Annotated in this window: 13 protein-coding genes; all 13 read right to left on the reverse strand. The window is 65.6% G+C overall.

Going from position 1 to position 13056, the window contains the following annotated elements; genetic code table 11:
- Positions 1-34: 34 nt before the first annotated feature.
- The 13 genes from IE116_RS09385 to IE116_RS09445 all read right to left on the reverse strand — a co-directional run bounded on the left by IE116_RS09385 (position 35) and on the right by IE116_RS09445 (position 13024).
- A complete protein-coding gene (locus IE116_RS09385; RefSeq protein ID WP_189611821.1) occupies positions 35-841 on the reverse strand; it encodes a citryl-CoA lyase in 807 nt (268 codons plus the stop codon).
- A gap of 33 nt (positions 842-874) precedes the next feature.
- On the reverse strand, positions 875-1750 hold the full coding sequence (locus IE116_RS09390) for a dioxygenase (RefSeq protein ID WP_189611823.1): 876 nt from the start codon (positions 1748-1750) through the stop codon (positions 875-877).
- Between the two features lie 44 nt (positions 1751-1794).
- On the reverse strand, positions 1795-2760 hold the full coding sequence (locus IE116_RS09395) for a Bug family tripartite tricarboxylate transporter substrate binding protein (RefSeq protein ID WP_229828070.1): 966 nt from the start codon (positions 2758-2760) through the stop codon (positions 1795-1797).
- Between the two features lie 81 nt (positions 2761-2841).
- Positions 2842-3987, reverse strand: a complete 1146-nt coding sequence (locus IE116_RS09400; protein ID WP_189611825.1) for a CaiB/BaiF CoA transferase family protein — start codon at positions 3985-3987, stop codon at positions 2842-2844.
- Positions 3988-4160: 173 nt separating this feature from the next.
- Complete coding sequence (locus IE116_RS09405) at positions 4161-5330, reverse strand: GGDEF domain-containing protein (protein WP_189611827.1); 1170 nt, start codon at positions 5328-5330, stop codon at positions 4161-4163.
- Between the two features lie 98 nt (positions 5331-5428).
- The gene (locus tag IE116_RS09410; protein WP_229828071.1) at positions 5429-6121 is read right to left on the reverse strand and encodes a GNAT family N-acetyltransferase; all 693 of its coding nucleotides are present in this window, start codon (positions 6119-6121) and stop codon (positions 5429-5431) included.
- A 79-nt stretch (positions 6122-6200) separates the two neighbouring features.
- Positions 6201-6752, reverse strand: coding sequence for a DNA-deoxyinosine glycosylase (locus IE116_RS09415; RefSeq protein ID WP_229828072.1), 552 nt, complete (start codon positions 6750-6752; stop codon positions 6201-6203).
- On the reverse strand, positions 6719-7519 hold the full coding sequence (locus IE116_RS09420) for a class I SAM-dependent methyltransferase (protein ID WP_189611830.1): 801 nt from the start codon (positions 7517-7519) through the stop codon (positions 6719-6721). Before IE116_RS09420 ends, IE116_RS09415 begins: the two co-directional genes overlap by 34 nt.
- Entirely contained in the window at positions 7516-9420 is a 1905-nt protein-coding gene (htpG, locus tag IE116_RS09425) for a molecular chaperone HtpG (RefSeq protein WP_189611832.1), read from the reverse strand. Before htpG ends, IE116_RS09420 begins: the two co-directional genes overlap by 4 nt.
- Positions 9421-9744: 324 nt before the next feature.
- Positions 9745-10311 (reverse strand): HNH endonuclease, encoded by a 567-nt coding sequence (locus IE116_RS09430; RefSeq protein ID WP_229828073.1) that lies wholly within the window; start codon positions 10309-10311, stop codon positions 9745-9747.
- Between the two features lie 228 nt (positions 10312-10539).
- Entirely contained in the window at positions 10540-11631 is a 1092-nt protein-coding gene (locus IE116_RS09435; protein WP_229828074.1) for a protein-glutamate methylesterase/protein-glutamine glutaminase, read from the reverse strand.
- The gene (locus IE116_RS09440; protein ID WP_229828075.1) at positions 11628-12152 is read right to left on the reverse strand and encodes a chemotaxis protein CheD; all 525 of its coding nucleotides are present in this window, start codon (positions 12150-12152) and stop codon (positions 11628-11630) included. The genes IE116_RS09435 and IE116_RS09440 overlap by 4 nt, the downstream gene beginning before the upstream one ends.
- On the reverse strand, positions 12149-13024 hold the full coding sequence (locus IE116_RS09445; RefSeq protein ID WP_308428225.1) for a CheR family methyltransferase: 876 nt from the start codon (positions 13022-13024) through the stop codon (positions 12149-12151). Before IE116_RS09445 ends, IE116_RS09440 begins: the two co-directional genes overlap by 4 nt.
- Positions 13025-13056: the final 32 nt, after the last annotated feature.

Consider the following 13056-nt stretch of genomic DNA (forward strand, 5'->3'; position numbering starts at 1 on the left):
CTCCAGCGTGTTGTTTTGGGTGGGGCGTCGGGCGCTAGGCCCCCGGTACGAACCCCGGTGGTGTCAGGCCGTCGTACTCGACATCGCGCGATGCCTGGTAGGACAGTGCAAAACCGATGGGCCGCTCCGCTTCTTCGGTCAGATGCGCGATCAGGCCCGCGGTGCGCGCAAGGATGGGAACGCCCTTCAAGGCCTTGATCGGAAACCCGCTACCCAGCAGCACGGCCGGGATGGCGACCGACACATTGAGCTTCAGGGGCTTGCCGACAATCTCCGGCAGCACGCGCTCGATGGCTTCGGCGACCCGCACGAAACTCAGGTCGGCGCCGGCCTGCTCCGCCACCGCGAACAGCCGCAACACACGTGGATCGCCTTCCTTGTGCAGCGGATGGCCATAGCCCGGAATGGCGCGGCCAGCGGCGCGATACTCGGCGACCACCTCGGCCGCGGCGCGGTCATAGCCCGCGTCCTGTCCGGCGCGCGCCTTGACCTCGGCCAGCAAGATGCCCGCCGTCTCGGCTGCCCCCAATATCACGGAACCGCATCCCAGGATGCCGGCGGCGACGGCCCCCTGCAGCGCATCGGGCGCGGCGGCATAGGTCATCCGGCTGGCCTGCACGCTGGGCACCAGCCCGTGTTCGGCGATGGCCACCAGGGTGGCATCCAGCACCGTGCTGGCCGCCGCATCGGGCATGCGACCGGTCACCAGAAAATGGAAGTAATCGCTGAAGGAGGTCTTGCCGATCAGGTCCTGGCACAGGTCCTTGCCGCGAATGACGATGGTGGTGCTGCTTGACGTAGACAGCGAGGTGACGGGCACCGTGGCCTTGCCGATTTTCATGGGAATCCTTTGATCAAATGGGGAACGCGCGCATCACGCGGCAACGGCCAGGGCGTCCGACGGCACCAGCACCAGGTCATAACTGACGGTATGGAACGGCGTGTCGAGGACACGGCCATCTGGGGCGCGAGCGCCTACGGGATGGGGAACGAAATCGGCGATCAGGCTCGACTTGACGCCGAACACGACGTCACTATCCAGGTACGGCCCGTCGGAAGGAAAGATCTGGGTGACCACCGGTTGATACCCGTCCGCGGACACGATGAAGTGGATGTGGCCCGGACGGTTGGGGTGACGGTTCTGGTCGCGCAGCATGGCGCCCACCGGGCCGTCGGTCGGCACCGGATAGTACGAAGGCTTGATCGACCAGAAGTGATATCTGCCGTCGGCGTCGGTGCGCAGCACGGCGCGCGCCCGCATCTCGGTCAGCAACTGCATGTCGTAGTTGCCTTCGCCATCGCCGGACCAGACCTTGATCGTGGCGCCGGCCAGCGGCGCGCCGTCCAGCGTGGTGACGCGGCCCGAATAATGGGTCGGCTCGCCCGCCACGCCCTCCGCAATCGCGGCGCCCAGGGGCACCTCGGGCGCGCCTTCCCAATAGTAGGGACCCAGCACGCTGGACTCGAGCGCGCCGGCGGGCTTGTCGTGATTGATGTCGTCCACCAGCATCGACACCCCCAGGGTGTCCGACAGCAGAATGAATTCCTGCCGCTTGTCGGTACAGATCTGGCCCGTGCGCGTCAGGAAGGTGATGGCCGTCAGCCATTCGGCTTCGGTCAGTTCGACGTCACGCACGAACGCATGCAGATGTCTGACCAGCGATTCCATGACCTGCTGATGCCGCGGCGAATCGCATGCCAGCACCGCGAGCACTTGATCGGTAATCGAAAGGGAAGAAGGCGTGAACATGGGCGGCTCCGGCAGGCGATAGGAAACAAAAGGACAGGAGGTCGTCAATCGATGACGGCGTTGGCGGCAACGATCACGTCAGCCCACTTGCGCGTCTCGTCGGCAACAAAGGCCTTGAGGGCCGGCTGCGGTATCGCCGACGGCTCGACCCCCTGCTCCAGCAACTTGGCCGACAGCGCCGGGTCCGCAAGCGCACTGGCCGATGCGTCGACCAGCCGCGCCATCACCTCGCGCGGCAGGCCTTTCGGCGCAGCGACCATGAACCAGGCCGTCAACGCAAAGCCGGGGTAGCCTGCTTCGGCCACGGTGGGCAGGTTGCCGACCCGGGGGCTGCGTTCCCCCGCGCTGGAGCCCAGCGCCTTGAGCCGGCCCGCCTTGATCTGCGACATGACCGCGGTGGGGTGGTAGAACATGAAGGCCGTTTCGCCCGACATGACCGACGTCACGGCCTGGGCGCCTTCCTTGTACGGAACATGCAGCATGTCGGCCTGGCTGCGGGTCGCCAGCAAGGCTCCCGCCAGATGGCCCGATGTGCCGCTGCCCGCCGATGCAAAACTGACCTTGCCCGGATGTTTGCGTGCATAAGCCACCAGTTCCGGCACCGAGCCATACGGCGCATCGGCCTTGACGACCAGCAGGGTCGGCGTGGACCCGACCAATGCCACGGGTTCGAAGTCGGCGACCGGATCGTAGGCAAGCTTGCGGTACAGGGTCTTGTTGATGGCCAGGGTGCCTACCGTGCCCAGGGTGATCGTGTAACCATCGGGCGCAGCCTTGGCGGCGGCTTCGGTGCCGATCGCGCCGCCCGCCCCGGCCCGGTTTTCGACGATCACGGGTTGCTTCAGACTGGCCGACATCTTCTCGGCCAGCAGCCGGGCGATCAGGTCGGTAGAGGTGCCCGGCCCGAAGGCCACAATCATTTTCAGCGGGCGGGCCGGAAAATCCGCCGCCATCGACAGGCTGGGTAGCGCGAGCGCCATCACCAGCCATGCAGGTGCATGCCATGCCATCGTTCTGTCTCCTTGGCTGGCGGGTCATTGCCCGCCATTCGTTGTGAAAGTGCTGCGGCAGGTCGCCGCGCTTTGTCCCGCTTACCCGGTCGTTCCCGCCGGCTTGCGTGGACGGACGTCGTCGTTGTGTTCACCCAGCGTGGGCGGGGCCATGACCTCCAGCGACCGCTTGCCGTCGAAGGACACGGGCGAGCGGACCGTGCGGAATTCGCCCATGGTGGGATGCGTCGTGGCGACCTCGAGCTGCAGATGGCGCGCCTGTGGATCCTGCAGTGCTTCGCTGGTGTCGTAGACCGGTGCGTGCGGGACGTCCTCGTGCTCCAGCCGCGCGCACCAGTCGGCCCGGCTGTAGCGCTTGAAGGCCGCACCCAGCCGTGGAATCAACTTTTCCTGGTTGGCGATCCGTTGGGGACGCGTGGCGAAATCCGGTTCGTCGAACAAGGTCGGCTGCTCGATCGCGCGGGCCAGGCCTTGCCAGAACTTTTCGGGCGATGACATGTGCAGCGCAATCCACTTGCCGTCCGCGCACTCCAGCACATAGGACTGCGACACACTGGGCCGGCTGTAAGGGCCCATGACTTCATCGGCAGAAAAGAAGTGCGTGAACGCGTCAAGGTTGAAGTGCGTCATTGCCTCGAGCATGGACACTTCGATCACCGCGCCCTCCCCGGTCCGGGCGCGTTGATGCAGCGCGCCCAGGATGCCGTAGGCTGCGTAGAAACCGGTAATGGAATCGGCGATGGCCGGGCCCACCACCCTGGGATTCTCGGGGTTGATCAGGAGCCCGAGAAATCCGCTCGCCGCCTGCGCCACCGTGTCGTACGCCGGGCGGGCCGCCGCCGGGCCATCCTGCCCGAAGCCGCTGATCGCGCAGTAGATCAACCGGGGGTTGAGCGCGCGCAGCCGGGCCGCATCGACGTTCAGCCGCTGTGCGACACCCGGCCGGAAGTTCTGGATGTAGACGTCGGCATCCTTGACGAGGGCATCGAACGCCGCCAGGCCGTCGGGCGTGCGGGTGTCCAGTTCGACACTGCGCTTGTTGCGGTTATAGGTCTGGAAATGCGGGCTGTACAAGCCGCCCTTGAACGCGCGGAAGGGGTCGCCCACGTCGGGCTGCTCGATCTTGACCACGTCGGCGCCCAGGTCGCCGAGCAGCATGCCGGCGGCTGGCCCGGTGATGAATGTGCCCTGTTCGAGCACCCGCACGTCGTCCAATACATGTGCCATGAAGCTGTCTCTTTATGCCTGGAAGCAGGCGTCCGTTTTGTTGTTGTACGGACTATAGAGACGGCATGAGCATGGCTCAAAATGATTTATTTGACTGGTTCTTGATCGATGCCATCGATAGCTGCGCGGGAAGGGGGCAGCGCCCCGGGTCGACGCCCCGGGTCAACGCCCAGTCAAGCGCTGCGCAGCGCCCATCGTGCACCGGCGTCCACCCGCTCGACGGCCACGGCGCACCGGCCCTTGCCCAGCGACTTTGCGACATACAGCGCTGCGTCGGCCGCGGCCAGGACCTCTTCGGTCGCGGTCCCGTGCTCCGGGATCAGGGCGATGCCCACGCTGCCGCTGATGGCCACGGGCACGCCGTCGCCCAAGTCGTAGGGCAAGGACACCGCAGCGATGATGCTGTCGCCAAAGTGCACGCTGCTTTTGCGGTCCGGGCTGCGGGTCATCACCACGAATTCATCGCCGCCGATGCGCGCGACCACGTCGTCGGGCTTGAGCAAGGCCTTCAGCCGCTCCGCCACCAGACGCAGCAACCGGTCGCCCGCAGGATGGCCGCGGCTGTCGTTCACCTGCTTGAAGCCGTCCAGGTCCAGATAGAACACGGCATGGTGGCCGTGGCTCGAGACCCGGTGCGCCATGACGGCCATCAAACCTGCCCGGTTCGACACCCCCGTCAGTTCGTCATGCCGCGCCTGATAACTGTTTTCGCGTTCCGCCCGCATTGTCGACACCAGCATGGAATTGAGCCGGTAGGACGCCGTGGTCATGCTGAACAAGTAAAAGGGAATCTGCAGCAGCGTCGCCAGAATCAGCGGCTCGCCGGCAAACAGCGCCGCCAGGCAGCACGGACCCAGGCTCAGGAAGATCATCACGCCCGCCAACCGGGGCGCCGCGAAGTTGCGAAAGCAGATGCCGCCGACCATTGCCGCCGACGACAGGCAGGCCATGGTCGCGATCCCCCAGTCGCCGCTGGTGATGCTGATGAATACGCCATAGCCCACGCTGAACGCCCAGGCCAGCGCGAGCACCAGATAGATGTCGGTCGGCGTCGGCTTGCCCTGCGCCGCGGCACGGTGGGCCGTGAGCAGCACCACCAGACGGGCGCCGCAGATCACGACCTCGAGTACCAGCCAGCCCACGAACCAGGCAGACGGATGCCGCAGCATCCCCAGCGTCGACACCAGCAGGGTATTGAGCACGCCGCCCGCAAAGATCGGCAAGGTGCCGAACAGGCTGCCGATCAGCGCCACGCGCACGTCGTGCGGAACGTCGTGGCCCACGCCCACGAGCCATCGTGTCAATCGCCAGCGCGGGACGCTGAATGTCAGTTTGCTATCCATCGCCCTCACTCGCTTCGTTGCGATCAGACTACCGGTGACCGGCGCGCCTGTGCGCCGCGAGCAAGTGTAGGCGAGCTTTGCAACATTTTGACGTACTTTTACGCAGTTTTGGATCCGTTGGCGTTGCGCGGCAGCGACTCGACCGTCAGTACGGGCACGCCGCCATACCGGCGAATGCGGCTTTCCAGCCCGTCGCGCACCTGCGGCCAGTCGTCGTCGGTCATCGCGAATCGCGCGGTATTGCGCTGCCGCCCGTCGGGCATGATCCGTTCCTTGCGGGCAATGCCTTCAAAGGTCGCGCCCAGACGCAAGATCGCCTGGCGCGACACGGTATTGAGTTCATCCGTCTGGAATTCGACGCGCAGGCAGCCCGGATGATCGAAGGCATAACGCAGCATCAGGTACTTGGCTTCGGTGTTCACGAAGCTGCGTTGCCAGTCGGCCGCGATCCAGGTGTGGCCGATTTCCAGTTTCCGGTTGGCCGGCTCGTAGCGCCAGAAGCGCGTGGCGCCGACAACCTGGCCGGTGTCCGTCAGGGTCGTCACGAAGGCAATGGTGTGGCCTGCTGCGACGCCTTCCAGCGTGCGGGCCAGATAGGTGTCGATGTCGCCCGCACTGGGGATGGTGGTATGCGGATTGTCGGACAGTCCCTTGGCCTGCGTGGCGGCGACGATGGACGGGCCGTCGTCTGCCGATAGGGGGCGAAGGACCAGCTTGCCGCCGATCAACGCAACCGGACCCCTCTTTGCCTGCTCTGCCTGCTCTGCCTGCCCTGCTGCACCTGACTTCACCTGCCGCCCTCCGATCCCTGCATCGCCGCCGATGCCGCTGGCCACTCTACCGTGCAGGCCTTCGCGCCGGCAAGCCGGATCAGGACAAAAACATCTCGCGCCAGATGGCCAGCTTGTCGTCGAATCGCACCGATGCCGCAGCGGGTGACGACGATGGCAGCTTGAACACGGCATAGCCATGCTCGGCCAGCGACTGCCCCAGCTTCCAAGACAACGCGCCGTTGAAGCCGATCTTGCGCAAGCGCGGCGCTGCGATCTTCAGGTAACCGGCAAGCGGATGCAGGCTTGCCTGCTTGACCGCGGCGTCCAGGCTGCCGACACGGCGGCAGTGCGCAATCATGTCCCACAGGCCGATGTCATGCCGGGCCAAGGTGGCCAGACGGTCGGCATAGGGCATGTCAGGCAGGGGCTCGTCGATGCAGGCGCCCACCAGCCGCCAGAACTGGTTGCGCGGATGCGCGTAGTACCGCGCCTGGTCCAGCGACATGACGCCCGGAAAGCTGCCAAGCAGCAGCAGCCGGGTCGTCGGAGCAATGAGCGGAGGAAGGCCGCCCTGCAGGTCCACCGGCACGGGGCCGGACAGCACGGCATCCTGCGTCAGCACAGCACCGGCAACAGGAACCGGGCCCACTTGCGCGCCGGCAAGCCGTACTGCGCTTCCACGACGTCGGCACGCGCCAGCAGCATGTCGGTGGTGATCTCCAGGGGCGGCCCGGCAAAGGCCACCATCACGCGGTTGCCTGCGTCCATCTCGGGCAGGACCACGATGCGGCCTTCGAAGGCTTCATACAGGTTGTCCAGGTTGCGCGCAAAGCTTTCATGCGCGCCGAACAGATTGACGGTCATGACGCCCGCCTGATGGCTATGCCCGCTGATCACCCGCCGGCACGCCTGGTAGAACGCCACGGAATCCCGGACCGGGCCGCGCGCCTCGGCGTCGTACAGGTCGACCATCAACACCGGGCAGGTGCCCCGGTTGGCGATGTCTTCGACCCAGGCGCCGGCATCGGCATGCGTGATCTGGAAGCGGTCGCCTTCGGCCGGCAGCCGGAAATAGGCGCGGCACGCGGCCGTCACCTGCGGGTTCCATTCCACCGCGTGCACCGAACTGGGCGTGTGCTTCAGGCAATAGCGCACCAGCGACCCCGCGCCCAGGCCCAGGGTGCCGATGGAGTCGGCGCCCACCGGCGGTTCAAGGAACAACAGCCAGGCCATCATCTGCCGGGTGTATTCCAGGACCAGGTCCGCCGGCTTCTGCACCTTCATCGCGCCCTGGACCCAGGGCGTGCCGAAGTGCAGGAAACGCACGCCGCCTTCTTCCGAAAAATTCGGGACGTCGAGGCGCCCCGGTTTTGCGGCGGGAGTCCGGCTGGACGCAGGCGCGCGGTCGCGGCTCAAGACTGGCTCAGCAACAGACCATTCAGGCGCCGCACGAATGCCGCCGGGTCGTCCAGCGAAGCGCCCTCGGCCAGCAGCGCCTGATCCAGCAGCACATGCGCCCACTCATCGAACTGGCCGTCGGCCGCGTTCTGGATGCGTGCGATCAACGCGTGTTCCGGGTTGATCTCGAGGATGGGACGCGACTCGGGCGCGGGCTGGCCGGCCGCCTTCAGCAGGCGCTGCAAGTGCTGGCTCATGTCCTGGTCATCCACCACCACGCATGCCGGCGAATCGACCAGGCGGAACGTGACCCGCACGTCCTTGACCTGCTCGCCCAACGCCGTCTTCAGGCGCTCGACCACAGGCTTGAACTCTTCCGACACATCGTCCTGGCGCTTCTTGTCTTCTTCATCGGCCAGTGCGCCCAGGTCCAGGCCGCCCTTGGCGATCGACACCAGTTGCTTGCCTTCGAACTCGCGCACGAACGACACCATCCATTCGTCGACCCGGTCGGTCAGCAGCAGCACTTCGATGCCCTTCTTGCGGAAGATCTCCAGATGCGGGCTGTTGGCCGCGGCGGCGTAGGTTTCGGCCGTCACGTAGTAAATCTTGTCCTGGCCTTCCTTGAAGCGGCCCACGTAGTCGGCCAGCGACACGGTCTGCGCGTCCGAGCCGCCGTGGGTCGATGCAAAGCGCAGCAGCTTGACGACCCGTTCGATGTTCGCGGCGTCTTCGCCCACGCCTTCCTTCAGCACCTGGCCAAAGGCGGTCCAGAACGTTGCATAGTCTTCCGGCTTGTTTTCAGCCAGGTCTTCCAGCAGGCTCAGCACGCGCTTGGTACTGCCTTCGCGGATCGCCTTCACGTCGCGGCTTTCCTGCAGGATTTCGCGCGACACGTTCAGCGGCAGGTCGGCCGAATCAATGATCCCGCGCACAAAACGCAGGTAGCCCGGCAGCAACTGCTCGGCGTCTTCCATGATAAAGACGCGCTTTACGTACAGATTCACGCCGTGCTTTGTGTTGCGGTCCCACATGTCGAACGGCGCGCGCTTGGGCACGAACAGCAGTTGCGTGTATTCGCTGCGGCCTTCGACGCGGTTGTGCGTCCAGGCCAGCGGGCCTTCAAAGTCGTGCGCAACGTGCTTGTAGAACTCGGTGTACTGCTCGTCGGTGATGTCCGACTTGCTGCGGGTCCAGAGCGCGCTTGCCTGGTTCACCGTCTCGTCTTCGTCCTTCTGCACCGTTTCCGACTTTTCGGCATCCCACTCTTCCTTCTTCATGATGATGGGAAGCGAGATATGGTCCGAATAGCGGCGCAGCACTTCGCGCAGCTTCCACGACGACAGGAATTCGTCGGCATCGTCACGCAGATGCAGCGTGATCTCGGTGCCGCGCAGGGCCTTTTCGGCCGGCGAAATCGTGAATTCACCGTCGCCTGCCGATTCCCAGCGGATGGCTTCGTCGGCGGCGGCGCCGGCACGACGGCTCACGACCGAGACGCGGTCGGCCACGATGAACGACGAATAGAAGCCGACCCCGAACTGGCCAATCAACTGTGCGTCTTTCTGCTTGTCGCCGGTCAGGTTCTGGAAGAACTCGCGGGTGCCCGACCGGGCGATCGTGCCCAGGTTGGCGATGGCTTCGTCGCGGCTCATGCCGATGCCGTTGTCGCCGATCGTGATGGTGCGGGCTTCCTTGTCAAAGCCGATGCGGATCGCCAGTTCACCGGCACCTTCCAGCAGTTCCGGATGGTCGATCGCCTCGAAGCGCAACTTGTCGCAGGCGTCTGACGCATTCGATACCAATTCGCGGAGGAAAATTTCCTTGTTGCTGTACAGCGAGTGGATCATCAGCTGCAGCAGTTGCTTGACTTCGGTCTGAAAGCCCAGCGTTTCGGTGGTGTTTGCGGTTTGACTCATGGCAACTTTTCCCTTGTGTAAAACGGGAGTGATGTCGTTGTCGACGGGTGGAAAAAATGGGTTCGCTCGGAGATGGGGACGCCCGCCGCGAATTCAAGCGCGGGCGGGACGGTGTCCGAGACGGACGCAATCGATGACGCAACGCCACCCGACAGGTTCAGGTGCGAAGGCCGTCATCATACGGCGCTTGCGGAATGCTCGCCCGCGGCCACGTGCGCGAGCGATGCGAGAAGGGGGGCAAGAAGGGGTGCAAAAAGGGGTGCAAAAGGGGGCTGCCCGCATTCTGCGCCTGCTGGCTGGAGCAGTGGGACGCGGCGTGAACGCCTACAGCCCTACCAGCCGGCTTGTCTTGGGCACGCCCGTGAGCAGGAAATCCATCTGGTCGGCCAGGATGCGGCGGTTGCGCAGGATCATGCCTTCCCACCGGTTGGGCCGGTACGGCAGATACAGCAGCGGCATGTTGGCTTCTTCGGGCGTGCGATTGGCCTTGCGCTGATTGCACGACCGGCAGGCGGTGACGATGTTTTCCCACTGGTTGCCGCCGCCGCGCGATTCGGGCGTGACGTGTTCGATGGTCAGGTCCGTATCGACGAAATGGCCGCCGCAATAGGCGCACACATTGTGATCACGTGAGAACAGGCGGTCACGGCTCAGGCTGATGGATGCGCTGCGATCGCCGCGAAATTCGCGGCCGCGTACGGCAATGATGCTGGTGGTACTGGCGACCGACGGCAGACCGGTGTGGCGGTTCGTGCCGCCGCGGAACGTGACGCTGGTCGCGCCAAGTTCCCAGGCCACGCGGCCTGCAACGTGAAGGCAGATGGCCTTTTCGATGTCTATCCAGCGCACCGGGGTACCGGCGATATCGAGCGCAAGGACGAGGTGAGCCACGAGATGTCTCCTGAGCGAACTTGGCGTGGCGGGGATCCGGCGCACGGCAAAGCAACGTACGGAACACATGGCGCAGCGCTTGGGCGGCAGGCGGGCGTGGGCCAGAGGCACGGGATCGCATGGGCCGGCCGTAAACGCGCGACGTCACTGGATTTTTATACAGCACATTCGTGACGGAAACAAGACAGGGCCGCCGGGCGGCGTACCGCGGCAGGCCGGGGGTGGCGTCTACCGGCCTGTGCGCGCCCACAGCAGGATCTCACGTGCGATGGCAGCCAGCGGCACCGCCCGATCGGCTGCCCCCCGAGCCAGCGCCTCTTTGGGCATGCCGAACACGACAGAACTTGCCTCGTCCTGCGCAAGGGTGCGCGCGCCGGCCTGGCGCATGTCAAGCAGGCCCGCGGCGCCATCGTCTCCCATGCCCGTCATCAGGATACCGAGCGCTCGCGGCCCGGCCACGCGGCTTGCCGACCGGAACAGGACGTCGACCGACGGCCGATGCCGGTTGACCAGCGGGCCGTCCTTGACCTCGACGTGATACGCGGCGCCCTGCCGCCGCAGCACGGTGTGCCGCCCACCGGGCGCAATCAGGGCGCGACCGGGAATCACGGCGTCATGGTCCCGCGCTTCCCGCACGTCCATTTTGCACAAGGCGGCCAGACGCGCAGCAAAAGCGGCGGTGAATGGCGCCGGCATGTGCTGCACGATGACCAGTCCCGGACACGACGACGGCAGCGCCGGCAGAACCTCCTCCAGTGCCTGGGTGCCGCCGGTCGAGGTGCCGATGACGACCACCTGCTGCGTGGGGTAGGACGTCGGGTTCGCGCTGCGCGCCGGCGGCACTGCGCCCGCGTCAAGCCGCAGCGCCTGCAGGGGTGCCGATGACGCGGCCGCCGACGCGCCGTGCAACGGCGTTACCTTGGCCGTTGCCGCGGCCAGCACCTTGCCGACAAAATCGTCCGCCGTGTCCACCAGGTACTGCCGCAGGCCGAAGCGCGGTTTGGCAACGACGGTGACCGCGCCTGCCGCCAGTGCATCGAGCGTAACGCGGGCCCCCTGCTCGGCCAGCGTCGAGCAGATGACAATCGGCGTAGGGCGATCCCGCATCACCTGCCGCAGGAAACTCAGCCCGTCCATGCGTGGCATTTCAAGGTCGAGCACGATCACGTCGGGCCAGTCCTGCGCCATACGTTCGAGCGCGCGCATGGCGTCGGGTACGGCTGTCACTTTTCCCACGCCGGGCGCCTGACCCAGCAGGGCGCCGAGCGTCTGCCGCATGACGGCCGAGTCGTCGATCACCATCACGTGCAATCGCGTCATGACGGGGTGTCCAGGCCGGTCATGGACGGGACATGTCGCACCCAGACGGCGCCGTCGCGAATGTCGAAAACAATCTGCCGACGCCCCTGCCCGAAAAGATGTTCCGCGCAGATGCGTACGCCGGCCGTGTGCAACATCTGCCGGGCGTAGTGTCCGTTGCTGATGCCGATCGGCGCGGCGCCCCGCCCGGTTGCGCGCGCAAACATCTGGCCGCCGCCGAACAGTTTGGCGTCGCATTCACGTACGTTCACACCCTGCTCGGTCAGGCCCGCCGTCATCAGGGCAAACGCGTCGTTGCAATACCGCGCATCGCGTTCCGGGCACCCCGGCCGACCCTCCGCAAGCAGGCAGTGGGACATGGCGCCGATACGCAGACGGGGGTGCCACAAGGTAAAGGACACGCACGATCCCAGCAGCGTGCGCACCCGAAACTCGTGATTGCCCACGAAGAATTCGCCGGGCTGCAGGAACAGGTCGATCGTTGACACCGGCGCGCGATCGCCCAACCAGTCAGTCGTCATGATCGGCGGTACATGGAAGGCGCAATCGGCACGAGACCGTGAGCGATCCCCTGCAAGGATTCGGCATGGCCGACGCACAACAGGCCGCCAGGACGAAGTCGCGCCGTCACGTTGCCCAACACGGCGGCCTTTCCTGCAAGGTCGAAATAGATCAGGACGTTGCGCAGGAAAATCACGTCGAACGTCCCCAGTTCCGGCAATGACCGCATCAGGTTGGCCTGCGCAAAACGGACACGGTCGCGCAGCGACTGCGCGATCCGGAGCATGCCAGCCTGCGCGCCGACACCTTTGAGGCAATACCGCTTCAGGTGCTCGGGCGTGACTCGCGACGCGCGGGTCATGGGGTAGCGCGCCGCGCATGCCTGGGCGACGACTCGCGTGCTGATGTCGGTACCCAGCACTTCCCACCGCTGGCAGCCCAGCACATCGGCCAGCGTCATGGCCATGCTGAACGCTTCTTCACCTGTCGAACTCGCGGCGCTCCAGGCACGTAGCAGCTCCTGCTGATGCAGGGCACGGCGGCGCGCATGATCCGCCAGCGCTTCGAAGTGCGTTGGTTCGCGGAAAAAGTAGGTTTCGTTGGTCGTCAGCAGGTCGATGGCCACCTGGCGTTCCAAGGTATTGGCGGCGTCGGACACGATCTGCAGATAGGCGGTGTAGGACGCCACCTGGCAGGCAGCCAGTCGCTTGTGGAGCCGGCTGCACACCAGCGCCTTCTTGGCAGTGGAAAGGTGGATGCCTGCCGCGTCGCGAATGAAGCGACGCACGGCGTCGAACTCGGCGTCCGAGATGGCGACTCGCCCCGGGCCATGAGCCGCCGAGGGCATGGCGGGCATGACGGGCGTATTGGGCATCCCGGACATCAGGGGCATCTGGGGCATCCGGGGCGCGACAGGCGTCTCGG

The organism is Pigmentiphaga litoralis (assembly GCF_014651835.1).
Taxonomy (GTDB): domain Bacteria; phylum Pseudomonadota; class Gammaproteobacteria; order Burkholderiales; family Burkholderiaceae_B; genus Pigmentiphaga; species Pigmentiphaga litoralis.